The organism is Collinsella sp. wc0529, assembly GCF_046116875.1.
In the GTDB taxonomy this organism is placed as follows: domain Bacteria; phylum Actinomycetota; class Coriobacteriia; order Coriobacteriales; family Coriobacteriaceae; genus Collinsella.
This window is the reverse complement of record NZ_JBJXBO010000002.1, coordinates 477,188-503,214: the sequence shown is the minus strand read 5'-3', so window position 1 is coordinate 503,214 and position 26,027 is coordinate 477,188. Positions and strand designations below refer to the sequence as shown.

The 26,027-nt window shown below is 59.9% G+C and carries 20 protein-coding genes; 9 read left to right on the top strand and 11 right to left on the bottom strand.

Translation table 11 applies throughout. The annotated features are described in order from the left end of the window. The first annotated feature begins 15 nt into the window (after window positions 1-15). From ACKUTP_RS08800 to ACKUTP_RS08780, 5 genes are all read left to right on the top strand, one after another. On the top strand, window positions 16-1,446 hold the full coding sequence (locus ACKUTP_RS08800; RefSeq protein ID WP_349116656.1) for a hypothetical protein: 1,431 nt from the start codon (window positions 16-18) through the stop codon (window positions 1,444-1,446). Window positions 1,447-1,564: 118 nt separating this feature from the next. Next, complete coding sequence (locus ACKUTP_RS08795; protein WP_349116655.1) at window positions 1,565-2,281, top strand: DUF554 domain-containing protein; 717 nt, start codon at window positions 1,565-1,567, stop codon at window positions 2,279-2,281. 87 nt (window positions 2,282-2,368) lie between these two features. Then, on the top strand, window positions 2,369-4,129 hold the full coding sequence (locus tag ACKUTP_RS08790) for a TerB N-terminal domain-containing protein (RefSeq protein ID WP_409064131.1): 1,761 nt from the start codon (window positions 2,369-2,371) through the stop codon (window positions 4,127-4,129). Further along, a complete protein-coding gene (locus tag ACKUTP_RS08785; protein ID WP_409064130.1) occupies window positions 4,122-5,426 on the top strand; it encodes an ATP-binding protein in 1,305 nt (434 codons plus the stop codon). Before ACKUTP_RS08790 ends, ACKUTP_RS08785 begins: the two co-directional genes overlap by 8 nt. Before the next feature lie 115 nt (window positions 5,427-5,541). Then, complete coding sequence (locus ACKUTP_RS08780; RefSeq protein WP_409064129.1) at window positions 5,542-7,983, top strand: DEAD/DEAH box helicase; 2,442 nt, start codon at window positions 5,542-5,544, stop codon at window positions 7,981-7,983. 26 nt (window positions 7,984-8,009) lie between these two features. On the opposite strand, the gene ACKUTP_RS08775 is transcribed toward ACKUTP_RS08780, so the two are convergent. The 4 genes from ACKUTP_RS08775 to ACKUTP_RS08760 form a co-directional block, all read right to left on the bottom strand. Continuing rightward, window positions 8,010-8,888: a spermidine synthase gene (locus ACKUTP_RS08775; RefSeq protein ID WP_409064128.1), complete on the bottom strand. Its 879-nt coding sequence runs from the start codon at window positions 8,886-8,888 to the stop codon at window positions 8,010-8,012. Continuing rightward, window positions 8,889-10,796, bottom strand: a complete 1,908-nt coding sequence (locus tag ACKUTP_RS08770; protein WP_409064127.1) for an elongator complex protein 3 — start codon at window positions 10,794-10,796, stop codon at window positions 8,889-8,891. It abuts the gene before it with no gap. A gap of 103 nt (window positions 10,797-10,899) precedes the next feature. Continuing rightward, window positions 10,900-11,796, bottom strand: coding sequence for a DUF4097 family beta strand repeat-containing protein (locus ACKUTP_RS08765; RefSeq protein ID WP_409064126.1), 897 nt, complete (start codon window positions 11,794-11,796; stop codon window positions 10,900-10,902). Next, window positions 11,796-12,518, bottom strand: a complete 723-nt coding sequence (locus ACKUTP_RS08760) for a helix-turn-helix transcriptional regulator (RefSeq protein WP_349109572.1) — start codon at window positions 12,516-12,518, stop codon at window positions 11,796-11,798. Before ACKUTP_RS08760 ends, ACKUTP_RS08765 begins: the two co-directional genes overlap by 1 nt. Window positions 12,519-12,785: 267 nt before the next feature. On the opposite strand from ACKUTP_RS08760, the gene ACKUTP_RS08755 reads away from it, so the two are divergent. The 3 genes from ACKUTP_RS08755 (at window position 12,786) to ACKUTP_RS08745 (ending at window position 17,607) form a co-directional block, all read left to right on the top strand. Further along, entirely contained in the window at window positions 12,786-13,658 is an 873-nt protein-coding gene (locus ACKUTP_RS08755; protein ID WP_195445159.1) for a hypothetical protein, read from the top strand. A gap of 118 nt (window positions 13,659-13,776) precedes the next feature. Further along, window positions 13,777-14,607, top strand: coding sequence for a tRNA (guanine(46)-N(7))-methyltransferase TrmB (locus ACKUTP_RS08750; protein ID WP_409064125.1), 831 nt, complete (start codon window positions 13,777-13,779; stop codon window positions 14,605-14,607). A 318-nt stretch (window positions 14,608-14,925) separates the two neighbouring features. Then, window positions 14,926-17,607 (top strand): DEAD/DEAH box helicase, encoded by a 2,682-nt coding sequence (locus ACKUTP_RS08745; RefSeq protein ID WP_409064124.1) that lies wholly within the window; start codon window positions 14,926-14,928, stop codon window positions 17,605-17,607. A gap of 79 nt (window positions 17,608-17,686) precedes the next feature. On the opposite strand, the gene ACKUTP_RS08740 is transcribed toward ACKUTP_RS08745, so the two are convergent. The 6 genes from ACKUTP_RS08740 to ACKUTP_RS08715 form a co-directional block, all read right to left on the bottom strand. Beyond that, the gene (locus ACKUTP_RS08740) at window positions 17,687-19,444 is read right to left on the bottom strand and encodes a DUF2130 domain-containing protein (RefSeq protein ID WP_409064123.1); all 1,758 of its coding nucleotides are present in this window, start codon (window positions 19,442-19,444) and stop codon (window positions 17,687-17,689) included. Window positions 19,445-19,584: 140 nt separating this feature from the next. Then, entirely contained in the window at window positions 19,585-20,130 is a 546-nt protein-coding gene (locus tag ACKUTP_RS08735) for a metallophosphoesterase (RefSeq protein WP_409064122.1), read from the bottom strand. A 66-nt stretch (window positions 20,131-20,196) separates the two neighbouring features. Continuing rightward, a complete protein-coding gene (locus ACKUTP_RS08730; protein ID WP_409064121.1) occupies window positions 20,197-20,376 on the bottom strand; it encodes a hypothetical protein in 180 nt (59 codons plus the stop codon). 18 nt (window positions 20,377-20,394) lie between these two features. After that, on the bottom strand, window positions 20,395-20,721 hold the full coding sequence (locus tag ACKUTP_RS08725; RefSeq protein ID WP_035137041.1) for an HIRAN domain-containing protein: 327 nt from the start codon (window positions 20,719-20,721) through the stop codon (window positions 20,395-20,397). Between the two features lie 425 nt (window positions 20,722-21,146). Then, window positions 21,147-22,526 carry an aldehyde dehydrogenase gene (locus ACKUTP_RS08720; protein ID WP_409064120.1) on the bottom strand — a complete coding sequence of 460 codons (1,380 nt, stop codon included), beginning with the start codon at window positions 22,524-22,526 and terminating at the stop codon, window positions 21,147-21,149. A 9-nt stretch (window positions 22,527-22,535) separates the two neighbouring features. Beyond that, on the bottom strand, window positions 22,536-23,756 hold the full coding sequence (locus ACKUTP_RS08715) for an iron-containing alcohol dehydrogenase (protein ID WP_409064119.1): 1,221 nt from the start codon (window positions 23,754-23,756) through the stop codon (window positions 22,536-22,538). 253 nt (window positions 23,757-24,009) lie between these two features. Between ACKUTP_RS08715 and ACKUTP_RS08710 the strand changes: the two genes are divergently transcribed. After that, complete coding sequence (locus tag ACKUTP_RS08710; protein WP_187323865.1) at window positions 24,010-24,570, top strand: ferritin family protein; 561 nt, start codon at window positions 24,010-24,012, stop codon at window positions 24,568-24,570. Between the two features lie 243 nt (window positions 24,571-24,813). Here the strand turns inward: ACKUTP_RS08710 and ACKUTP_RS08705 are convergent, their stop codons facing one another. After that, complete coding sequence (locus ACKUTP_RS08705) at window positions 24,814-25,695, bottom strand: hypothetical protein (RefSeq protein ID WP_409064118.1); 882 nt, start codon at window positions 25,693-25,695, stop codon at window positions 24,814-24,816. Window positions 25,696-26,027: the final 332 nt, after the last annotated feature.

Sequence of the window (26,027 nt, the reverse complement as noted above, 5' to 3'; positions counted from 1 at the left end):
AGCTAAGGAGACCCCATGGCATCGAAGAACCTTTTGCCCGTCGTCGCACTCTGCGGCGCGCTCGCAACCGGAACGCCTGTCGCCGCTTGCGCGACTCCCGTCATGGCAGACTCCTTACCAGCAGCCCTAAGCTCCGCACCAAATCCGTCGAGCGCCATTGCGTGCAAGCGTTTTTCGATCGCACAGGCCGCAATCTCAACCTCGGGATGCCTTCGTCGTAACACGGACGACTCGATAGTCGTGGATATCAATCGTTCGAACAAGGCAAACGTCTCCCAGGCGGGGTGCGCCGTCTGCACGTGGCGCTCGGTTGTGCTCGATGCGGATGGCGATCCTTGCAATTTAGAGCTGCGCATCGACATCGCTTCGGTCGATGACTCGGCGAACGGAGCGAAGGTCGCCTTCGACGGTGCGCTTTTCGAGAAAGGAGGCGGTATATGCCTGGGCTGCGCCGCCGCGAATGCAGACGATGTGCAGCCCACCCTCTCATTCACGGCATCGTTGCGGCTGACCAAAGCCGGCGCCGATGCCATCGCGGCGGGAGAAGCGTCCCTGCTGTTCTACGCCGTCAGCACCAAAGACACAGACGCTCATTTCGAGAAGCCAGCCGGATCACTCAGCCTTACACGAGGGATAGAGGCAGGCCCTATTGAAATCGATGCCCACGCGCAAAGCAGGCAATGCATTCTTGCCGACCCGGCGCTTCTCGAAATGGAGTGGAACGGATCCGGAGCCATCGGAATTCTCCCCTCCGCGCTTGACGCCAAGACGCTCCCCTCAAACGACGAACCCATCAACACAACCATACAAGAGGAGAGCGCGGTCAAAGAAGCAGGTGCGGGCGACACGCCGTCGCCGACAAACGGCGTCCCAGCTTCTTTCGAAGCACCGAATGAGCCCGCTACCGATCCAAACAATCCCGAGCTCGCGGACAGCCTGGGGCTTGCTGATCCTCAAGAGATCGATGAAGGTAACTGCTGCGTGCTTGCCGCGCTCGACCACACAGAGGTCATCGACGCTGCGAACATCGAAGTTGCCGCCGCCAACCAGCCCGTCCGCAAGTCGGCTATCATCGCATTTCCTGAATCCATCGAAGTCGTCTTTTTGCCATCGGGCGAGGTCGTGGCCCCAACACTGCTCACCTTGTTGGGCGCCAAGAATACTCGAAACGAAATTAAAAAGGTCACGGTTGTCGACCCTGCAACCACCGCCAAGCTGCGTCTATACGCCGTTGCTCCAGACGGAGGCAAGACCTTGGAATTCGATGGTGACACACTCCTAGCCTGGCGACGTCTGGACATTATGCAAGACGTCTCGTATCAGATCGAACTCGAAGGGTTTGATCGTGCCCGCGATGCCAATATCATTGCCGCGGCTATTGAATCCCCACAGCGGCTTATGACGCTGCGCTTTGACTACTATCCCTATGTCCCGACAACCACCTGAGGCTTAAATACTGCGCATCATTCCTAACACCACTTATATAACGTATTAGATGAGTCGCGATGTGCCTCGCATTTCGTTCTGCTACGATTGCCACGTTGGCATCAATACAGGAGGGCTCATGCCGGGCTTGGGAACAATCATCAACGTTGTGCTTTTAGTTGCGGGCGGTCTTTTGGGATTAGCGGGCGGCCGCTTCATTACACCGCGCATCCAAGACACGCTCATGAAAGCATCGGGGCTGTGCGTCCTGTTTATCGGCCTTGGCGGCACCATGCAAAAGATGCTCCTTATCGATGGGGAGGCGCTGGCGACCACTGGTACCACCATGCTCATTGTCTCGTTCGCCCTCGGCTCGCTCATCGGCGAGGCCGTCAACTTGGAAGCCGTCATCGAGAACCTTGGCGAATGGCTCAAGCGCAAGACTGGCAGTGAGGGCGATAACGAGTTCACCAACGCTTTTGTCTCGACTTCACTCACCGTCTGCATCGGTGCCATGGCTATCGTGGGATCAATCCAAGACGGCCTGCTCGGCGACTGGTCCACGCTCGCCCTCAAGGGAGCGCTGGACTGCGTCATCGTCTGCACCATGACGGCGTCGCTCGGACGCGGCTGCATCTTCTCGGCCCTGCCCGTAGCCGTGTTCCAGGGGACGATCACGTTGTTTGCCGGCGCGCTCTCGCCCATCATGACCACAGCGGCCCTCAACAGCCTTTCGCTCGTAGGCTCCATGCTCATCTTCTGCGTCGGCGTCAACCTCATCCGTCCTCAGACCTTCCGCACGGCCAATATGCTTCCCTCCGTCGTCATCGCCGTCATCTACGCCCTCCTGTTCTAAATCTATCAACACAGCGGTATCTCGAACATCTGTTTGATGCTGTGCTATGATATGAGGTCACCGTAGCTGCGTTCGAGAGGAGAAGCGGTGGCCGACCAGGACATCAAGATGCTCATCGAGCGCATTATGGCCGAGGCCCGGACCCATCAGTCTGCCCGCTTCTCACATGAAGTCTACGCAGACGAGCCGATTCTCAAAACCGGTCGTCAGATGCAGAACTTCCTTCCCGACCAATACCGCAAGATGCGCGAGATATCACGCTGGCAAGAGGATCCCAAAGGCGGCGCGGGACGTTGGCTATCGGAGGCGGAGCTCTTTTACCGCCAAGGCCTGCTGATGGCCGACTTTGAGGACGACTGCCCCTACAACGGCACCTTTAAGTCGTACTTTCCCACCTACAATGCCATGAGCGATCGACAGTTGCGCGGCTACTTTACCTGGCGTGCCCAAGTGCGCCGCGGCAATATCGAGGAGACATCGACCTCGTTTGCTTTTCTGTATCTTTACGAATTGATCTGTGGCATTGGCATCGACAATCCGCGTGACGGCTATGACAAGATCAAAGCATTTTGGGATGCCTATCGCGCCTTTGAACCCGGCATCGACCGGTTCGCACGCGTGTGGCTGCAGGACTATGCCGTGTTCCATGAGCTCGACCCCAAGCTGCTTCGCGACTCTAAAACCGTCGCATTCGACAACGCCCTCATCGAGCTGCGCCGCGCAGCACGAGACCTTGTACCCGCGCCGGCGCCGTCGGACCTGCCCCCCAAACGTCGCAAGACCTCCGAGCCCACGCTTCCCCTTCCGCCCGATGAGGCGCATGAGGAGCGGCTCATGGCTGCCATCGACGCACTCTCGACGTACAACCTGAATAACTCACGGCTCGACCGTTCCCACCATCGCGACCTGCGCCACGTGGCATGCGCCGTGTATGTCCGTATGGCGCGCTACTATGACACGCACCGAAAGACCGACATCGTAGCGAGCTTGTTTGGGGAGGAGACGGCCATGCCCTACACCATGTTTGCCTCGGCCGTGTTCTTTGCGCCCGAGCGCCACGAGGACTGCGAATATCGCCTGGACCCCATTCACATCTACCGCTGCCAAAATGGCTTTTGGGAATGTATGCGCATCCACGGCAGCAGACAAAAAAGTAGCAAGCTCGGTGAGATAATGCGCGCTTGTGATCAGCGTCTGCGCTTGGCACTGGATCCCGGCCATCCCCTTAAGGAAGAGAAGGTCCCCAAATATCTGGCTAAGATTATCGATGACGAGATTGTGGCATGGCTTTCGTGGGACGCCGCACACCAGCCCGTCAAGATCGATATCGATCTGAGTCAGCTGGGGCACATTCGAAGCGCCGCCGCGCAAACGCGCGAAGCGCTTTTAATCGACGAAGAGCGCGAGGACAGCGCGCCTGTGGAAGTCGAGGCGACGCTTATCGAGCAACCGAACACCGAGTCTGCGCCCGACATGACTGCCGAACCTGGCGAGATGACCATACAGCAAGACAAACCCGACGAGCCGACCGTCTCCACCGAAGAGTTTGACGTCGTGGCACCGCTCCTCGTGTCTGCGCCCGCACCCGTAACGCCCGCGCCCATCGAAGCTGCGAACAAACTCGCGCCCGCCGCAGATGCCTTCCTTCGCGCACTGCTCGAGCAAAACGCAGCGCAAGCGACATCGGCAGTGGCGCACTCGGGCCAGAGCGAGGACATGCTCGTCGATACCATCAACGAGGCGCTCTTTGACCTGGTGGGCGACACCGTAATTGAATTTAGCGCGGCAGGGCCGCAGATTATCGAGGATTACGAAGCAGACGTGAGAGGATACCTAGACCATGAGTGATACCACATCCGCAGCGCCCCGCGTACCCAAACGCGTCGCTGCCGTTATCCTAAACTCGCTCAAGGGCGGCGTTGTCCCGCGCATTGGCCTTCCCTATATCACCGTGGGGCGAGAGGTCGAGATCCGTGCTCTGCTCACCGACCTGAGCCTCATCGCCGATGGCGGCGCAAGCTTCCGTTTCCTAGTTGGTCGTTACGGCGCCGGCAAGAGCTTTTTGCTCCAGACCATCCGAACGCATGCCATGGGCGAAGGTTTTGTGGTCGCCGATGCCGACCTTTCCCCTGAGCGCCGCCTACAGGGTGGCCAGGGCCAGGGCCTCGCCACCTATCGCGAGCTCATCCGCAACATATCGACCAAGACGCGCCCCGAGGGCGGCGCGCTCAACCTTATCCTGGATCGCTGGGTCGCCTCGTGTGCCGACGCCGACGAGTCTGCCGTTAATGCCCAACTGGCCCCGCTCGAGGAAATGGTCCACGGCTTCGACTTCGCCCGCATGCTCCGCCGCTACCGCGCGGCCGTATCCGAGGGCGACGAAGAAGCTATGAGCCGCGTGACCAAATGGATCCGCGGCGAGTACCGCACCAAGAGCGAGGCGCGCGCCGAGCTGGACTCCTCGACCATCATCAGCGATGACGATTGGTACGACTACGTTAAGCTCATTGCACGCTTTTTGGTCTGCAGCGGATACAAGGGCATGCTGGTGCTCATCGACGAGCTCGTGAATCTGTATAAGATTCCCAACGCGATCACGCGCCAATATAACTACGAGAAGATCCTGACCATGTACAACGACACGCTCCAGGGCAAGGCGCAGTACCTGGGCATGATCATGGGCGGCACGCCAACCTCCATCGAAGACCGCCGCCGCGGCGTGTTCTCCTACGAGGCCCTTCGGAGCCGTCTCGCTCAGGGCCGTTTTGCGCGCGATGATCTCAAAGACATGCTCGCGCCCATCATCCGCCTGCAGCCGCTCACCTACGAGGAGCTGCTGGTGCTCATCGAAAAGCTCATGCAGATCCATGCCGGCTACTTTGGCTGGACGCCCACGCTTACCGAGAACGACTTGGTGGACTTCCTCAAAATTGAGTTTGGCCGCGTGGGGGCCGACACGCATCTGACGCCCCGCGAAGTCATCCGCGACTTTATCGAACTGCTCGATATCCTGTGTCAAAACCCCGATGCTAACGTGGCCGAGTTGCTGCAAAGCGTCGGTGGCGACGCGCTGGCGCCGACAGCCGCAACAGACGACACCGGCACCGCAGGCGACGACCGCAACTTCGCCGAGTTCACCATCTAACCTGCCAAAAAGGTCAGGTTTATTTTGGCAGGTTTTATCTGGGCAAACGTTGAAGCAGCAATGCAGCAAGCCACTGCCCACCGCGTTGAGAGATTCGCTTTTGAAGGGAGGCCCCGTGAACGCCTTTGACCGCTACGCCCCGTTTATCCAAGACTTCATTTACTCCCACGACTGGGAGAGCCTGCGCTCCATCCAGGTTGCAGCAGCTGATGCCATCTTTAACACGCAAGATAATGTGCTCCTGACGGCATCCACGGCTTCCGGCAAAACCGAAGCGGCCTTCTTTCCCATCCTGACCGAGTTTTGGGAGAACCCGCCCGCAAGCGTTGGTGCCCTCTACATTGGCCCCCTCAAAGCGCTCATCAATGATCAGTTCGTCCGTCTCAATGACCTATGCGAAGAAGCCGACATCCCCGTCTGGCACTGGCACGGCGATGTCTCGCAGTCGCACAAGGCTAAGCTCATCAAAAAGCCGAGCGGCATCTTGCAGATTACGCCCGAGTCACTCGAGGCGCTCTTAATCCATAAGCACATGGCGATCCCGCGCATGTTTTGCGACCTACGCTACGTGGTCATCGATGAGGTCCACTCGCTCATGCGCGGCGACCGTGGCGGGCAGACACTCTGCCTTATCGAGCGTCTTTCGCGCATGGCGGGCGTACGGCCCCGGCGCATCGGTCTTTCGGCCACCATCGGGGACCCGGAACGCACGGGTGCCTTTCTCTCACAGGGAACGGGGCGCAACTGTGTTATCCCCCGCTTTGAAGAACCGCGCCGCGTATGGCGCATCTCCATGGAGCACTTCTACAACTCGGGCCCCCAGGCACAGCAGCGGGGATTCATGGGCACAGGTCCGCAGGAAGCCGAAGTGCTCGCATGCGAGCGCATCGAGGCGGCATCCGCGGCACTGCCGGCCGGTGCCCAAGACATGCGTCACAGCGGACAACTCACGCAAGAGGAGCGCCGCCAACGTCGCGAGCAGGCACGGGGCAAGGCTGCCCCCAAGGACCGTCGCACTTCCTCAGCCCCCGAGGGCGAAGTCGACATCCCGCAGGCAACCGAACAGGCACTGCTCAACCCCACCGACACCGCACCCGACAACGCCGACCCCGGCATGGGCTACATCTTTGAGCATACCCGCGGCCGCAAGTGCCTGGTCTTTGCCAACTCGCGCGAGGAGGCAGAGGCCGTGTGCTCCATGTTGCGCAGCTACTGCGAGAGCCAGCACGAGCCAGACCGCTTTCTAATCCATCACGGCAACCTTTCGGCATCGCTGCGCGAGACGGCCGAGGAGCTCATGCGCGACGAAGAGCAGGCGCAGACGACCGTCACCACCTCCACGCTGGAGCTCGGCATTGATATCGGTCGCCTGGAGCGCGCGTTCCAGATTGACGCGCCGTTTACCGTCAGCTCCTTTTTGCAGCGCATGGGGCGCACAGGCCGTCGCGACCTTCCGCCCGAGATGTGGTTTGTCATGCGCGAGGAAGAACCCGAGCCGCGCACGATGATGCCCGAAACGATACCCTGGAAGCTCCTGCAGGGCATCGCACTCGTACAACTCTATCGCGAGGAAAAGTGGGTCGAGCCGCCCGAGCTCGATCGACTCCCCTACAGCCTGCTCTACCACCAGACCATGTCGACGCTCGCCAGCACCGGCGAGCTCACGCCGGCCGAGCTTGCTCAGCGCGTGCTCACGCTCAGCTATTTCCACCGCGTCTCGGCCGATGACTATCGCGTACTGCTGCGCCACCTCATCAAGATCGACCACATCCAGGTCACCGAGGGCGGTGGGCTCATCGTGGGTCTCGCGGGCGAGCGCATCATTAACAACTTTAAGTTCTACGCTGTGTTCCAGGAAAACGAGGAGTTCACCGTTCGCAGCGAGTCGGCCGAGTTGGGCACGATCGTCAATCCGCCACCGCCCGGTGAGCGCATCGCCATAGCCGGGCACTGCTGGATAGTCGAGGAAGTGGACTGGAAGCGACACACCGTCTTTGCCACGCAAGTCAAAGGTCGTGTGCCGGCATACTTTGGCGACTGCCCCGGCGACATTAACACGCATGTACTCGAGCGCATGCGCCAAGCGCTCACTGAGCACGCGGCATATCCGTACCTTATGGGTAACGCGCGGGCACGCCTTGCACAGGCTCGTCATACCGCCGAGATTTCGGGTGCGGGGACCAAACCGCTCATCAACCTGGGTGGCGACACCTGGGTGCTCTTCCCCTGGTTGGGCAGCTACGCCTTTCTGGCGCTCGAACGTATGCTCAAGATTAAGTGTGCCGCGGAGCTGGGCCTTCGCGGGCTCGATCCGTCGCGTCCATACTTTATGCAGTTTAAGATGAAGGCCGACGAGGAGACGTTCTTTGAGGTGCTCGCAGCCGAGGCCGAAAAGGACTTCGACCCCATCGAGCTCGTCTATCCCGGCGAGGTACCTTATTTTGATCGCTACGACGAGTACGTTCCCGAGGAGCTCGTGCGCAAAGGCTTCGCCGAAGGCGTGCTCGACATCGAGGGCATGAAGCAGCGCGTCCTCAGCTGGCGCGACCACGCCTAAGACCAGTCTTTTTGGGACGGAGAGACTTACTTGTCGTGAAGGACGGTGCCGAGGAAGTCGGTGTCGAAGGGCACAGCTTCGGCAAAGGCGTAGTCGCCGTCGCTGGCGATAAGCAGGTAGTTCTCCTCGCCGCCGAACTCCGCATCGCCACATGGGACCACCCAAGCATGGTCGAACACCTCAAGCGCCGTGGCGGCACAGTCGCGCAGGAACGCCACATCGCTCCCCTCGTTTGCACTCACGATATTGGCAACGTAGACGCCACCGACATTTAGGCTGCCCCGCACCAAACGCAACGCCTCAACCGTCGCCAGCTCGCGTACGGGCTCGGCACCGCCAAAGCAATCGCTCACGACCACGTCGTAGCGACGATGGCCCACACTCGTCACGCCCAGATACGAGCGAGCCTCAGCGGTAATCACCCGCAAGCGGTCGCCCACCGCGCGCTCCAGCTCGTCCAGGTAAAACCAACGGCGCGCCAGGCGCGTAATCTCGGCATCGTACTCAATGACGTCCATGCGCAAGCTCTCGTGCGACATCAGCGCGAACTTGGGATAGGCAAACCCACCGCCGCCCAGCATAAGCGTACGGTCGATACCGTGACCATAAGCGTCACGCATTGCGTCCTCGGCCTCAAACACATCGTCAAATGCACGATAATACGCAAAGACGGGCTCTGCCCAACGATCGCCAACATGGCTTGCGCTTTGGTAGACGCCGCCCTGCACGAGCACGCGAATCTCATCGCCGCCCTCATCGTGCACGCGTTTCACGCGCGCCAACCCATTGCGGGTTCGCGCAACCTGCAGACAGGCAGCACGAACAGCGACAGCGGCCGCACCAAGCGCCGCGGCTCCCAGAGCAACGCCGGCAACGACGCCGGCAGAAACACTCGGCTTGTTCATCTAGAGCTCCTTTTGCAGATAAAGGCCATGGTCATAAAATCCAAGATGGCGATAGTACTCGCGTGTGCCAATCGCGCTAATCACGTTGATACGTGCATAACCCGCATCCCGGGCAATCTCACACGCACGCTCCACGAGCAGACGCCCCAGACCGTGATGCTGAGCCGCCTGACCTTGATCCCCCACGCGTGCCGCCATGCCATACACGTGCACCTCACGAATCATCGCCTCGTCCGGCGTCGTCGGCAACTCGTCCGCATGCGCGGCAACAAACGAATGGTCGGGCAGCGACAGGCGCAAAAAGCCCGCGATCTTGCCCTGCGGCGTCACCCACTGCAAAAAGCGCTCGTAAGTCACCGGCGTCTCGTACGCCACTTCCTCATCAAGAGATAGCTCATCCAAGTCGGCACCCGCCGTGCTGATCTCGCGGTAACGGATCTCGCGCACCGTCGCACCGTCAGCCCGAGCAGCCAGGCGGTTCTCAACGAGCTGACGCAGGTTGGGCTTCTTGTTGCCCACCATGATGTCGTCGGAGCTAAAGTCGCGGATCATGCGACTGATACGGCAGAACGCCGGCGTCACCACGATGTCGTTGGCCAACACATCGAGCAGCTCTTCCTCGGTATAGGGACGCCACTCGCCACGCTCATAGCAGCCCACCAGACGCGAGCCCTCGATGAGCGCGCACGGGTAGACCTTGACCTCGTCGGGCATAAAGGCCCCTTCGGTCATAAAGCGTTCGTAGTCGCGCTTGTCCCCCTCGGGTGTGGCGCCCAGCAAGTTGAGCATAAAATGCGCGTGGATCTTAAAGCCAAACAGACGCGCAAGCGAAAACGCCCGCTCGATCTGCGCCACCGAAATGCGACGCTCGTTGATATCGAGCAGGTGCTGGTCAAGGCTTTGGATGCCCATCTGAATCTTGGTGCAGCCCAGGCGACGAATGAGCGTGAGCGCCTGTGGCGTCACGGCATCGGGGCGCGTCTCGATAACGAGCCCCACCACGCGATGCTTCGCCGTCTCGTTGATGCGCTGCTGACGTTCAAGCTCCTCCATCGTGGTCGTCTGCCACTCGGCGACCTCGCCCCACGGCGTACCGGGACCGTACAGACGACGCACCGCGCGGTTATAGCCACCCACGGCAGCATCCACACGCCCCTGCTCGTCGGCAACACCGCTCGCAAGCTCGGCCTCGTCGGTCGCAATACCGGCAGCCCGATAGCGCTCACGGCGTTCTGTTACCACTGGCGGCAAGGCATCGGCAGGAGCGTCATCGAGTAGACGCCCTGCCTCGGCACGGCTGATGCCCGGACGCGCCAACATGGGGTTGGCAGCCACGCCGGCGACGGCATCGTCATTGAGCGCACGGAAAAGCTCTGACATAAACCATGTCTGATAGCCTTCCGGATAGTCGCTCCAGGTGCCACCGAGCACAATGAGCTCTATCTTGTCGGTCGCATGCCCCATCTGCGAAAGCGCGGTCAGACGAGCGCTTACCTGCAGATACGGGTCAAAGCAATTTTGCTCCGCACGGGCGCATGCCGGCTCGGCGTGCAGATAGCTCTTGGGCATGCGCAGGTCGTTGGGGCAAAACAGGCAATCGCCCGAGCACGGCCAGGGCTTGGTGATGACGGTAATGGTCGCCACGCCCGAAGCCGTGCGGCGCGGCTTCATACGCAGCACCTGCAGCAGTTGACGTTCCAGATCGGAATCGACATTCCACGCAGCCCACCGAGCCGGCTCCTCACGTTTAACCCGCTGGTAAAACGGCAGCAGGCGGCGCTTGGCCAAATCGCGTTTGTCGGCACCCTCGCGGCGCGCCTCGGCATGTATCAATTTGACGAGCGCTTTGTCGTCCACGGTCTCACCGCGACGCAGAGCGTCGAGTATGTTCAAGATAATCTGTTCCATGTCCCCATTGTAAAGGCAAAGGCGCCGAAGCCGACCGCGGCCCCGACGCCTTCATCAAACAGCGCATCTAAGCATCTAAGTTTGCGGACTTAGCCCGCTGTCGTCACTCCGGATCAAACGACATGTCGCCCGAACCGACCTTAAAACGATACGTGGCAGACTTATCACCGTTGTCGAATTCATGATTCAATATGGTCTCGCCGTCGTAGCCAAGCGGAAGGAAATCGCTCTCGAAGTCACCGCTGCCCACAGTTAGGCTCGCCTTAAAGCCCGTTGAGTTCGGAACCGCTATCTCCACGTCGCCCGAGCCCACACTCACGTTCATCGACTTCGCGGGGGCCTGATAGAGCTCGAACGTCACATCGCCCGAACCGACCTCGGCATTCAGGGTATCGGTCACGGTGCCAGTAAACTCAACATCTCCCGAGTCCAAAGTCAGGTTGAGGTCATGGCACGCAATGCCCGCGACCGTCAGATCACCCGATCCCACCTTCGCCGTAATGCCGACCAGGTTATCGGCAACTTCGCGCGGCAGTTCGACGGTAACCGTGCGGTCAATGGCGCGCTCGTCATCGCAATCGAACTGGCGAATCTTGAGCGTAGAGCCCTTGATTTCGGCCAGGTTCTGGGTTGCCGCATCGAAGGCAACGGTCCCCGTTGCCACGCGACCGCTTTCAATTACGCGTACCGGCCCGCCGGAGACGTGTTTGACCTCGACCGTGCCCGACGTCACATCCAGGTCAAGCGATGTGAACGCGTCGGCATCAAACGTTTCGCTCGAAAGTTGCTGAGGCCGAGCGGAATAGCTGCCGTCGTCCAAGAGATTGTCCTCGTCAACCGCATCGTCCATACCAGACAAGCCGGATACGACATCGTCGAGATCCCACGGGCCATCATAATGAATCAAAGTCCGTGAAATGCCAAAAACAAGCCCGATGATGAGCACAAACGCTCCGATGCCAACGCCCAGACGCAGTCTGGATTCATGCGAAAACTTCATCATTCGTCACCCTCTTTGGCACACGGCTCAGCGGTGGCTGCGATAGCCACGTCAGCATCAGGTTCCGCAGAAGTATCCTTCCCCTGGGCCTTGACCGCCACCGGCGCCGGACCAACCTGGATATCCCCGCGCGCCCAATCGCCATCGAGCGCACGCGCCACCCAGTGATAGATGGGAATCGTAAAGAAGATCAGTGCGGGAAAAGGGCTGGCACCAACCAGGAACATCAGCAAAAAGAACAGCAGCCAGCACACGGCCCAATACGGGAACGACTGGAAGGGGCCCTTCACCGGAGTCGAGCCAACTGCGTGGCCACTCGTCGCCTGCGCCGTAGCAGCGTTGGCGGCCTGTGCACTCCAGCTTGCCGCCTGTGCCGCCTTAGCCGCGGCATCACTCGCCTGCGTTGCCGCTTCGGTGGCGCGCACCGCCGCCTCATGGGTGCGAGCGCGCTCTGCCGCCTCGGCCTCGCGCTGGCGGGCGCGATCCTCGTTCTCAAACTCGATATCGTCCTCGATCTCGTCGCTCGGATTGAGCAGCTCGTCCAGACTCACACCATAAAGCTTGGCGAGCGAGATCAGGTTCTCGGTATCGGGCGAGCTCTCCGCGCGCTCCCATTTGCTGACCGCCTGGCGCGACAGCCCCAGCTTTCGCGCCAGCCCTTCTTGGCTAAAGCCTTTGCTGCGGCGAAGGTCGGCGAGCCGCTGCGCAGTTTCTACATTCATGGTTCCTCCTATGTGATGCCAGCCGTGCCGCCGGACCGTTTTTGTTCTTAAGGCGCCTTGCACAGTTAAAAATCTATCCGCCACCGCCAAAAGCATGCCACCTATTCTAGTGAGATTTTTGACAACCGGCGGTTGCGGGCACATATGAGCTGCGGAAATGTGTCCAAACAAAGCAATGACCCACGGCTCGGTTGTCCCCGTTGCGGCGTTAACGGTAGTATGGTCGTACTGTTTATTCCGCACCGCCAACGGAGGGAGTTCCACGCCGTGAACCGCGATTTCGCCTCATCGCTCATCCAGCTCAACAATACGTTCTATCGCGAGCACTCCGCTTCCTTTTCCGATACGCGCCAGGCCCCGTGGCCCGGCTGGGTGCGCACCATGGACATCGCGCTCGGGCAGCTCAACGCCGCCACGATCGAGCATCCCGTCCGCGTCTTCGATCTTGCCTGCGGCAATATGCGATTCGAGAACTTTGCCGCCGGCGGCGCACTTGCCGCCAAGGGCGTCGACGGCGCAAACCCCTCGGCAGATGCCAGCTGTCCGTTTGAGTTCTATGGTGTCGACTCGTGCCAAGACCTGGCCATCGATGCGCATGGCCACGCGCTGCGCATTCCCAACCTGCACTTCCAGGAACTCGACGTGCTCGACGCCCTCATGAAGCTCAACCCCGCCGAAACACCCGACGTGCTTTTCGACGCCCCGCTCGCCGACATCTCGGTCTGCTTTGGCTTTATGCACCACGTGCCGTCGTGCGAGTACCGCGTACGCGTGCTCGACGCCTTGGTGCGCCAGACGCGCCCGGGCGGCATCATCGCCATCAGCTTTTGGGAGTTTATGAACGACGAGCGCATGGCGCGCAAGGCCGTTCGAGCCGAAGCCCGCGCCGAGCTCACCCCGCCGTTTGAGGGTTACGATTCCGCGCAGTTTGAAGCCGGCGACCACCTCATTGGCTGGCAAAACGACCGCCACGCCTACCGCTATTGCCATCACTTTGACGATCAGCAGATCACCGACCTGGTGCGCGGCGTCCGTACGTTCTACAAGAGCGGCGAGGTCCCCGTGCGCGAACTTGAGCGTTTCCACGCCGACGGTCGCAGCGGCGAGCTCAACCGCTACGTGATCCTCAAGCGCCTGTAGGCACCGACGACTCGCCGTCGAGCCGCACCGCATCCTTCGGGCAAACTATGCCCGCCCTTATTCAACCCATCGTCGGAACGCGCAGCCATGCGTTCCATACTTATGACCAAGGAGCCTCATGGGAGCCGTCCACGTTCGCACGCCTAAGAACTTTGTGCTCGAGGAGCGCCTGGAGCGCTACGCCGATGCGATTGAGACGAACCCCGAGGCCTATGCCGAAGATTGGCGCGAGGCTTGCGCGCCAGCTGGCGGTAAGCCCTTCGCCCGCCTGCACCTGGATCTAGGCTGCGGCAAAGGCACCTATCTAGTTGAGCGCGCTCGCCGTGAGCCCGAAACGCTCTTCATCGGCATGGATCAGGAGCCCATCTGCATTGCCTATGCCGCTCAGAAGATCTGTGAGCAGGAGTTGCCCAACGCACTCGTCCTGCCCCGAGGCGCCGCATCGCTGCCGCAGCTATTTGCCGCAGGCGAGCTCGATGCCATCACCATCAACTTTCCCACGCCGCAGCCCAAGGCCAAGTACGCCAAAAAACGACTCGTCCATGTCGACCATCTGATGCTCTACCGCCCGCTCTTTGCAGTCGGCGCCACCGTCACACTGCGAACCGACAGCAAGCCTCTGCGCGACTACGCCCTGGGGCAGTTTGCCGCGGCCGGCTACGACACGCTTTGGGTAAGTGACGACGTCCGCCGCGACCATCCCGACCATCCCGAGACCGAATATGAACACCGCACGCGCGAGATGGGTGCCGTCGTCTATGGCATTTGCGCCACACCCGGCGCGCAGCCTAGCGATGAACAGCTTGCGGCGGGCCACGCGCAGGAGCAAAGCCTTGCCTGCTACCTGCCCGAAAACCTCGATGCGCTCACCTATGTACCTCTGGGCATGGAAGAGGCCGTCGAGAACTTTAGAAACCGCGCCCGCAAAGGCAAGAAGCGCCTGCCGTAAGAGTCCTAGGGGCTTCTGATGGTCGCGGCGTCGGCAAACAAGCGCGAATAGGCGCCGACGAACGACCCTCAAGCCTAAGTGAGTAGACTTTTTTGCAATAGCCAAGCACAACCCGCGTAACGAAAACTAAAGCCGCAGATAGAGCCCTTGCGCAAAAGCCATGTGCTCGCGACATCGCAAAAAGTCTACTCACTTAGCTGGCAACCGCACCAAACGGCCGGACAGAACGCCCATTTCCTGCATTTTCTCGCGCGCTGGCACCTCGCGCCGACGCTACGCCATAATAGTTGGCGGACAATCGCGAGAGAAAGCAAACACATGGCACAGACCACGACAGATACCGCCGCCGGCAGCGTCTCCGGCGCCGGGGCCGCCAGCTCATTCTCGGGCGGCACGGGAACCGAAGCCGAGTTCGGCTCGCTCGGCGCGCTCTCCCCCACCTGGTGGGAGCCCGAGGACGGCAGTGAGCCCGAACCGTGGCTCACGCCCGATCAGGCCTTCGAACGCTTCTTTGAATGGACGAGCGAGCGTGGCATTGAGCTGTGGGATCACCAAGAAGAGGCCCTCATGGACCTGGCCGCCGGCGATCACGTCATTTTGGGCACACCGACCGGATCGGGCAAATCGCTCGTCGCGCTGGGCATGCTCTTTATGGGCATGGCGCAGGGCAAACGTTGCTATTACACGGCCCCTATCAAGGCCCTGGTCAGCGAAAAGTTCTTCGACCTGGTACAGGTACTCGGCCGCGATAACGTCGGTATGATCACCGGCGATACGCATATCAACACCAAAGCGCCCGTCATCTGCTGCACGGCAGAGATCCTTGCCAACGATGCACTGCGCGAGGGCGAAGATGCCGATGTTGGCTGCGTCGCCATGGATGAGTTCCACTACTTTGCCGACCCCGATCGCGGTTGGGCTTGGCAGGTGCCGCTGCTCACCCTGCCCCACACGCAGTTTATGCTCATGAGCGCCACGCTCGGCGATGTCACTGCCATCGCCGCCTCTCTCGAGGAGCACACCGGCGCTGCTTGCGACTTGGTTGTCGATGCCCCGCGTCCCGTGCCGCTGAGCTACGACTATGTGACGACCTCGCTCGAGGGCACGGTCGAGCTCGCCATGCGCCGCGGCGAGGCCCCGCTCTATATCGTGCACTTTAGCCAGGATGCCGCCCTTGCGACGGCGCAATCCCTCGCCAATTTTGGCATCGCCAGCAAGGAGCAGCGCGAGGCCATTAAGGAAGCTGCCAAAGGCACGAGTTTCTCGACGGCTTTTGGCAAGATTCTCAAGCGCCTGCTTGGCTGCGGCGTCGGTGTGCACCACGCCGGTATGCTGCCGCGCTATCGCTTGCTGGTTGAACGCCTGGCGCAGCAGGGGTTGCTGCCCGTCATCTGCGGCACCGACACGCTCGGTGTCGGCATCAACGTGCCCATCCACACCGTGGTCCTCACCGCGCTCACCAAGTTCGACGGCTACAAAATGCGTCGCCTGCGCGCCCGCGAGTTCCATCAGATTGCCGGTCGCGCCGGCCGCTCGGGCTTCGATACCGAGGGCATGGTGATTGCCGAGGCACCCGAGCACGAGATCGAGAATGCCAAGCTCATGGCCAAGGCGGGCGACGACCCCAAAAAACTCCGTAAGATTAAAAAGAAAAAGGCCCCCGAGGGCTTTGTCACCTGGAACAAGCAGACCTTTGAGCGCCTGATCGAGACGCAGCCCGAGACGCTCAAGCCGCGCCTGCGCATCACGCACTCCATGGTGATTAGTGTGGTCGAGCAAGGCGGCGATGCCCGAGCCCGCGTACACGACCTCATCGAGACGAGCCTGCAGACTCCCGAGGAAAAGGCCAAGCTCGAGGTTCGCGCCGACGAAATCTTTGCCACGCTCATCGATTCCGGCGTCGTCGTGCGCACCGAGGTGCCGCCCGCACCCGAGGCCCCGACTGACGCCGCACCAGACATCGACTATGCACTGACGGTCGATCTGCCCGAGGACTTCGCGCTCGATCAGCCGCTCTCGCCGTTCTTACTTGCCGCATTGGAGCTGCTCGATCCCGAGAGTGAGACCTATACCATGGATCTGATCTCGATGGTCGAGGCAACGCTCGAGGACCCCAAGCAGGTATTGCGCGCACAGGAGCGCGCCGCGCGCGACCGCGCGATGGCCGAAATGAAGGCTGACGGCGTCGATTATGAGGAACGCCTGGAGCGCATCCAGGATGTCACCTACGAAAAGCCGCTCGAGGACTTGCTCGATGCCGCCTTCGACAAGTACTGCCAAGAAGTACCCTGGGCCAACGACTACCAGCTCTCACCCAAGAGTGTCCTGCGCGACATGTTGGAGAGCGCGAGCGACTTTAAGGGCTATATCCAAAAGCTCGGCATCGCCCGCTCCGAGGGCATTTTGCTTCGCTACCTGGCAGAGGCCTACCGTTCACTCGACCGTACCGTGCCCATCGAGAAGCGCGACGAGCGCCTGCGCGACATTATCTCGTGGCTGGGCTTTGTGGTGCGCTCGGTGGACTCGAGCCTGGTGGACGAGTGGGAAAACGCCGGCAACCCGGCAGCCCTCGATGCTGCGCCGCCGCAGGGCATCGACGAGGTCGTGGCGGACCGCCGCGGCTGCACGCTGTTGGTGCGCAACGCACTCTTCCGCCGCGTGACCCTTGCCGCCCGCGAGCACGTTCGCGACTTGGGCGAGCTCGACGACGACTGGGGCATGAGCGATATCCGCTGGCAAAAAGCACTCGACGCTTACCACGAGCAGCACGAGGAAATCCTCACCGACGGAGATGCCCGCAGCGCCGCGATGTTTTCCATCGACGAGTCCGACGAGAAGACCGCGCACGTGTGGCACGTGCACCAGATTTTTGCCGACGAGGATGGCGACCACGACTTTGGCATCATGGGCGATGTCGACCTGGATGCCACGCAAGACGGCGGCGAGGTCATCTTCAAAAACTACCGCGTCGGCTTTATCGAGGACCTGCTCGAGGACTAGCCGGGCACAATGGAACGAAACGAAGCGGGGCCGCTGGCAACATCGCCAGCGGCCCCGCTTTTGCACTATATGCTATGCCTTACTCGGCATCCTCGACCTCATACGAATCTGCCTCGGCTGGCTCATCGTTTGTCTCTGTCGCAGTCCCGCGTGCCTCGTCAAACGCCGCCTTCATGGTCTTGTTGCCCCACGTGAGCTTGCGAATGGTAAGATCGTCGGCCTTCTTGTTGGCTAGGCGCAGATTGTTCTCGGAGGACAGCAACGCCTCCTTGGTTTTCTGCAGATGGCTAATCGTCTTGTCGATCTCATCGATCGCCGTTTGGAACTTGCGGCTCGCGATCTCGTAGTTGCGGCCGAAATCGTTCTTGAACTTTTCCATCTTGGCTTCGAAGTTCGTGACGTCGATATTCTGCTGTTTGTACTCCGCCAGCTCCTGCTTATAGCGCAGCGAACCCATGGCGGCGTTACGAAGAAGTGTAATCATGGGAATAAAGAACTGCGGACGAATCACGTACATCTTCTCATAGCGGTAACTCACGTCGACGATACCTGCGTTATAGAGCTCGCTCTCGGGCTCGAGCAGCGTGCAGAGCACCGCATACTCGCAGCCTTTCTGGCGACGATCGTGATCGAGCTTCTTAAAGAAGTCCTCGTTCTTGTGTTTGGTCGCGGTCTCGTCGTTCTCGTTTTTCATCTCGAACATAATCGAAATGACCTCGTTGCCGCTCGCGTCGCACTCGCGGAAGATAAAGTCGCCCTTGGTACCCTCGGACGCATCGTTATCTTTCTCGAAGTACGCGTTGGGAAACGCCGTCATGCGCAGACGGTTAAACTCGGTCTCGCAGTGCTGCTCGAGCGACTCGCCCACCATCTTGGTAGACAGGCGGACCTTCATGTCCTTAAGACGCTCAATCTCTTCATCCTTGTAGCGAATCAGGTCATCGCTCGCGCGCTTGGCCTGCGCAAGCTCGAGCTCGTGTGCTGCCTTGGCTTGCTCCTCGCGAGAATCGCGCACCGCCAGCTCGCTCGTCAGCTTGGCACGTGCCTCATCGCGCTCTCGTTCCGCCGCGGCGACCGCCTCTGACAGGTTCATTTTTGCCATCAGTTCCTGCTCGCGCAGCTGGACACGCAGGCCCTCGGCCTCTTGCTCGAACTGAGCCTTTGCGGCGGAAAACTTCTCCCGTACCGTCGCGCGGTAGTCAGCAAGCGCGCGCTCGGCCTCGCTGCGAGCGGCATCGAGCTCACGCTGCGACTCTGCCGCGGCAGCGGCAAGCGCCATCTCCTGGGCCTTGTCCGCCGCGGCGAGCCTGGCCTGCAGCTCGGCAATCTGAGCGTCGCGTGCGGACAGGTCGTTTTGAGCAGCATTGCGTGCCGCCGCCTCGGCGAGTTTGGCTTCGTCATCCTTGCGCCCCAGCTGCGCACGCAAGTTGTCGATCTCGCGCTGCAGCTCGGCATTCTCCTTTTGAGCATCGGCGCGGGCCTCAACCGCCGCGCGCTGGCTTGCACTCTCGCGCTCTGCGGCAGCGCCCTCGAGCTTGGCGCGCAGCTCGGCAAGCTCGACATCGCGCTTGGCAACCTCTTGTGCCAACTCCTGCGCCGCAGCGTTCTTCTGCTCGACAAGCTGAGCGTCGCGTTGAGACTCCGCCTCCTGCAGGGCAGACGCCGAACGCGAACGCTCAAGCTCCAGCGCCTGCTCGCCCTCGCGCTGGACTGCCTTCACACGCTCATCCAGGTCGCGCGAAAACTCGGCATCGCGTACTTGCTTGACGATATCCGCATAGCCAGACGCATCGACCTTAAACACTTCGCCGCAATGCGGGCACTTGATCTCGTTCATAGCAGCTCCTCGATGGACGCAAATTTCAACCGCCTACACTCTACCGCACCGCACGGACAAAAAAGGCGCCGCCGCCATAATGGCAACGGCGCCAGAACCACCACAAAGGTGCCTGTCCCCTTTGTGGTGGTTCTGGCGCCCTATAACCCAAAGAAGCTAAGAAACTGATCGCGGCTTACGGGCTTGTACTCGTTGGCATCGAGACCGACATCGTAGCGAAAGATAGGGCGCTCGCGATCGCGGTTGCGCGCGTTGGTACGGTCTCCTCTGCTGTGAATATGCCCGTGTAGCATGATGGCGCCACGCGCCTTGCCATTCCAGCTAAGCATGGGGTAGTGGCTCAACACCAGGCGATGGCCCTTGGCATAGCCGGGAGCAATCTCCAGGTAATCGCGCACGTCTTCCCAAATCTGCGGTACGTCGGAATCTTCCCAGTCGCCGTCATGGTTACCGCGGATGAGCGTCACGTTCTGGCATTCGATACGCTCGCGCAGGCGCACCGCCTCCGCCAGGGGCAAGCGATACGTAAAGTCTCCCAGGATATAGAGGCGGTCGTCCGCAGCCACGCACTCATTGATGGCATCGATGACCTTGCGGTTCATCTCCTCGACCGAATCAAACGGTCGATCCATGTCGTGCAAGATATTCGTATCGCCCAGGTGCAGGTCGGCGGTAAACCACATCATCGTCTATGCCCTCATTTCGCAATGCATCCAACTCGTGCTAAGTATACAGACACAGCGATGCGGCGGTTAGCCAAAGAGCCCGCCGAACAGTCCGCGGCGGCGCTTGTCTTGCTTTTTCGAAGCGTCACCCTGGGCGTTCTTGCCCTGCCGCTTCTTACGATCCTGCTCCAACTCATCGTCATCGAGTAGCGTATCCCACTCAAACGGATCGTCTGTCAGATCGAACAGGTCATCGTCATCAAACATGGCCGCCTCCCTTGCCGACTAGCGAGCATCCACCACATAGAGGCCAACGCGCACCTGGTGCCACGGGCTGCGCTCGGGAGCAACCTGTTGCACGCGGGCCTCAAATACGTCCTCGTGGCCGTAATACATCATCAAGGACAGTGGGCCGACCTCGTTTCCCGGAACGTAGCCAAGTTTGGTCTTGCCATAGTAGATCGCAACTGCCTCGGGGTCATGGGGATTATCGCGCTCGGCACACAGCGTCAGCTTATCGCCCGCTTTAAGATCGCCCAGGACCAAGGCGCCATCGGCATACTGAAATCCTGCAATGTGAAATGACAGAAGAACACGCGAAGGCTCGTACATAGCAGCTCCTCTAACAGCCGGATAAACCGGTGTGTAACCTTATTGAGAAGTCTACGGTCCCGTGCGGACACAAATACATCCTGTCTGCGTCCTTCAATCGTTTGCCTCAACGCTTGCGCGACAGAACGCTTGCAGATAAGATAGGAACACGGATGGCACCCGTTGCCGCGGGTCTTGCCAACTCCGATACACGTTTTCATCGTGAGAAGTGGCCGTCTTCGCTTACGCGGGGGCGGCTATTTCATTCGGCCGATAAACAGACCGAGTTCGATAGCCGCAATCAACAACGCTAATAACGAAATAACATCGCTTACGTTCATACCAAATCCCTTCTAAAGGGAGTTGGCCCATCCGTGCTCCATAACAGTAGTCTAACGCAAAATGCAGGTAATAGGAACACTTGTTCGTATTACCTGCGCCCTTTTCTAATGCACAAACATGCGCACGAACTTGTGCTTCCAGCTTGCGTAAGGAGCATAGCGGAATGGCACGTCCAGCCACGTTGCCTTGTTCACAATGCTCTTCTTGTGGCTAAACGTATCGAAGCTCTCGCGGCCATGGTACTGTCCCATGCCGCTCGCGCCCATGCCGCCAAAGCCCATATGGCTCGTAGCCAAATGCATGATGGTGTCGTTAACGCAGCCGCCGCCAAAGGGCACGTAGCGCACAAAGCGCTGCTGAGCCGCGCGGTCCTGGCTAAAGATATACAGGGCCAGCGGCGTCGGACGATCCGTAATAAACGTCTCGGCCTCGTCTAGGCTCTCAAACGTCAGCACCGGCAAGATGGGGCCGAAAATCTCCTCCTGCATCACGGCGTCATCGGGGGTCACGCCGTCTAGGATCGTCGGCTCAATCTTGAGCGACGACTCGCGCGCCGTGCCTCCCAACACAACCTTGTCGGGGTCGATCAGCCCACGCACGCGCGCAAAATGCTTGGCGTTGACGATATGTCCGTAATCCTCGTTATCGAGCGGATGCTCGCCAAACATACGGCGGACCTCCTCCTTGATAAGGTCCAGCAGCTCGTCATGCACGCGCGCATCGACCAGCAGGTAGTCGGGCGCCACGCAGGTCTGCCCCACGTTGAGCCATTTACCAAAGGCGATACGCCGTGCCGCAACCTTCAAGTTTGCCGTCGCATCCACGATGCAGGGACTCTTTCCGCCCAGCTCAAGCGTCACGGGCGTAAGGTTTTTACTTGCGCGCTCCATGACGAGCTTGCCGACCAAAACACTACCGGTAAAGAAGATCTTGTCCCAGCACTCGTCGAGCAGAGCTTCGTTTTCGGCGCGGCCGCCCTCGACAACCGCCACCAGGCGCGGATCAAATGCCTCTTCACAGATTTGCTTGAGCACCGCGCTCGATGCCGGAGCATAGGCACTCGGCTTGATGACCACGGTGTTGCCCGCGGCAAGGGCGCCGGCGAGCGGCTCGAGCGTCAGCAAAAACGGGTAGTTCCAGGGCGCCATGATGAGCGTAACACCATAGGGCACGGCTTGCGTTTTGCACACACTCACGGCGTTGGCGAGGTCACACGGACGCGGGCGCGGACGACTCCATCGAGCCACATGCGAGATCTGATGACGAATCTCGGAAAGCGAGGTGCCGATCTCGCACATATAGGCCTCATCATGCGACTTTCCCAAATCGGTCTTGAGCGCATGGGCAATATCGGCCTCGTGGGCCCGTACCGCATCGCGTAAACTCACGAGCGCACGACGTCGAGCATCGACATCAAACGTGGTGTGGGTCTTAAAGTAGGCGCGCTGATCGCCGACGATGCGCGCAATTTCCTCGGTGTTCATGGCACCCTCCTAGTTCTCGTCCTCAAACATACCACCCGCGACGACCTCGTACATACGCTCGAGCTCCAAGCGGTCCATTAAAAGCGGAACGGGGTACAGCGGATTGGCCTCGGCATCGGCATGTGCCGTCATCTGCGGAATGTCGGAGCGGCGAATGCCCGTCACATATTTGGGAATGCCCAAGGCGGCGTTCATGCGGTCGACCCAATCGATAAAGGCCTCGGCCGCCAGGCTGTCCTGCGCGTTAACCGGCGCGATGCCGGCCATGCGGGCGAGATCGGCGAGCTTAGGAGCAGCAGCTTCGCCATAGGCGCGAAGCATGTGCGGCAGGATGATAGCGTTGGCCAAGCCGTGCGGAATCCCGTAACGCCCGCCCAGGCTGTGTGCGATGGCATGAACGTATCCAACATAGGAGCGCGTAAAGGCAACACCCGCCTTATACGCCGCCGAAAGCATATTGCGACGTGCGCGCATGTCGTCGCCATGTTCATAGGCCTCGAGCAAATTGCCGTGGATGAGCTGAACCGCCTGTCGCGCCATCTTGCGCGTGTAGGGCGTGGTGCTACGGCCGATAAACGCCTCGACGGCATGCGTCAGGGCGTCCATGCCCGTCTGCCCCGTAATGGAGGCGGGCAGACCGCGCGTAAACTCGGGGTCGTGCACCGCAAAGCGCGGGATAAGCACAAAGTCGTTAATGGGGTATTTATAGTGCGTCTCGTCATCGGTAATTACCGCTGCGAGTGTAACTTCGCTTCCCGTACCGGCGGTAGTGGGAACGGCGATAAGCAGCGGCAGGCGACGATGAATCCGCAGCAGGCCGCGCATCTTGTTGATGGGCTTGTTTGGCTGCGCGATACGTGCTCCCACGCCCTTGGCACAGTCCATGGCCGAACCGCCACCAAAGCCGATAATGGCCTGGCAGGCGCGCTCTCGATACAGGGACGCCGCTTCTTCCACGTTTGAGACCGTGGGGTTCGCTGATGTTTTGGCATAGACCGCAACGCCAATTCCCTTGGACGCGAGCACTGTCTCGAGCGGCGCCGTGAGCCCCAGACGGGCAATACCAGGGTCTGTCACGATAAGAACCCGCCGTATCGAATGCTTTTGAAGCACTGTGGGCACATCCTCAGCGTGCTCCAGAATGCGTGGCTCGGTATAGGGCAGCACCGGCAATGCGATGCGAAAAACCGTTTGATACGTTCGGCACCAGACGCGGCGGGCTAGATGCATAAAGGAGGCTCCCTCATTTGTTGATTGGTCAACATTTGCTCGACCGATTGTACTCAACGACGGTCAAAGACGGCCTGCCAATCGTTAATCAATCAACATCTTCATATCTCAAAATTGTTTTATTAAAAATCATTCCTAATAGGCTTCACTTTCAGTCTCATTTATGGATAATAGAACTCGTCAAGACGCACGTCCGGAGAGGGCCCTTACGGGACCGGACGAGCGCACCATCGCCATCGATCGAAGGGATCGAATCATGAAATTTGTTTGCCCCGTTTGCGGTTATGTTGAAGAGTACGACGGCGACCAGCTGCCCGAGGACTTCAAGTGCCCCCAGTGCGGCGTTCCCGGTTCCCGCTTCCTGAAGCAGGATGAGGGCGGCTTTACCTGGGCTGCCGAGCACGTCGTGGGCGTTGCCAAGGAGGGCGTGCCCGAGGACATCGTCGCCGACCTGCGCGCCAACTTTGAGGGCGAGTGCTCCGAGGTCGGTATGTATCTGGCCATGGCCCGCGTCGCTCATCGCGAGGGTTATCCCGAGGTTGGTCTTTATTACGAGAAGGCAGCTCATGAGGAGGCCGAGCACGCCGCCAAGTTCGCCGAGCTCCTGGGCGAGGTCGTGACCGACTCCACCAAGAAGAACCTCGAGATGCGCGTTGAGGCCGAGAATGGCGCCACCGCCGGTAAGACTGATCTCGCCAAGCGTGCCAAGGCTGCCAACCTCGATGCCATCCACGACACTGTCCACGAGATGGCTCGCGATGAGGCCCGTCACGGCAAGGCCTTTGAGGGTCTGCTGAAGCGCTACTTTGGCTAAGCCAGCCGCCTGAGAGATAGCCTCTAGCTCGATAAGGCCCGGACTGCATGGTTCGGGCCTTTTTTCGTGTCTCGAGAACTCGTAAACGCCCTGAAATAGGACCGCCTTCGGCATCGGCTTCTCGTCAAAAACCAAGTGAGTAGACTTTTTGGAACTTGCCGAGCAGACCATCCATATTGCTTTATAAAGTCGCAGGTAAATGGCTTGTTGCGAAAACGGCCTGGCCGCCATCAAGCCAAAAGTCTACTCACTTAGTTCCGCAGCCGTCCACGATCGAGCTGTTTTGTGTCTAACGGGCATCTTTTCGTCGATTACTCCCAGTTTTGTCCAGTCAACGAATAGTTCAGACCGGAGTAATGCCTCAGCCCTTTGCTCATCCGAGCTTTTATCACGATATTCAGCATCAAACATCCTGCATACGGCCTTAACAATCGCGCGGAATCTATCCTCATCGGATATCTGTCTGTGTGTCAGGAGAAGCACATCGTAGCCCATGGCCTGAAGCGCCGTCATGCGGTCTGCGTCACGCAAGCCATCCCCTGCGCGTCCGTGCGAGGCCTTTCCCTGACATTCAATGGCCACCTGTCGCTTACCGTCCGGTGAAGAAAGAAGTAGGTCGATATATACACGGGACTTTCCCACAATCGCTCGAGCACTTGTGCTTAACGTCACTTCAACATTAAGCTCTATGCCGCAAAAACCTTCGCCTCCCAGGGATCGCGGCAGTGCAAGTAGCAAATACGCCTCGACCTCAAAAGGCGACGCGGCACCCAATGGAACGAGTTGCGATACCGCCATAAATCTATTGCCGTAACGCACCCCGCAAACATCTGAACAAAAGCGGTCAAGATCTCCGCCCAAAACCAAAGCGTCTCGACGCCATAAATTTGAGGCGGTGCCGCCCTCGGACGGACAGCGCACCCAACCGAACGTTGTCGAAATCGCGCCCGAATCAATTGCACGCGAAAGCTCCGCCTCAAGTGCCGCCGGCAGGGCACACACCGCAAACAAGCCACACATCTCCGCCAATACCAAAAGAAGCTGAAGATCCGTCAGATGCCGCGACATGATGAATGTCGTCAGTAGAGGAGATGTAACCAAAAACCCATGCTCCGTTTCCAGCACGGATTCCCTGGGGAACTCACCAAGAAACAGCCGCTGCCTAATGCTGGCAGGACAAGTCCGTTTGTTTCTCGTCCGAACCAATGTATACAACGGAAAACCGAGCGCGACCGCAGCCGTCGGGTTGCGGGCGAGATCATATCGCTGCCGGTCTTCTTCCGGTCGTGGAAGCGGCGGACACAAAGCGCGGACTTGAGGAGGCAAACGCCAGTACCTAAAAGCCGATATGTCACAAAGTAGATCCTTCATAGGCACAGGAAAACACGAATTTCAACCCAGTCAGTCACGCATTGGCGCGAACGCACCAAAAATGGCGCCGAACGGACTGCCAAGTT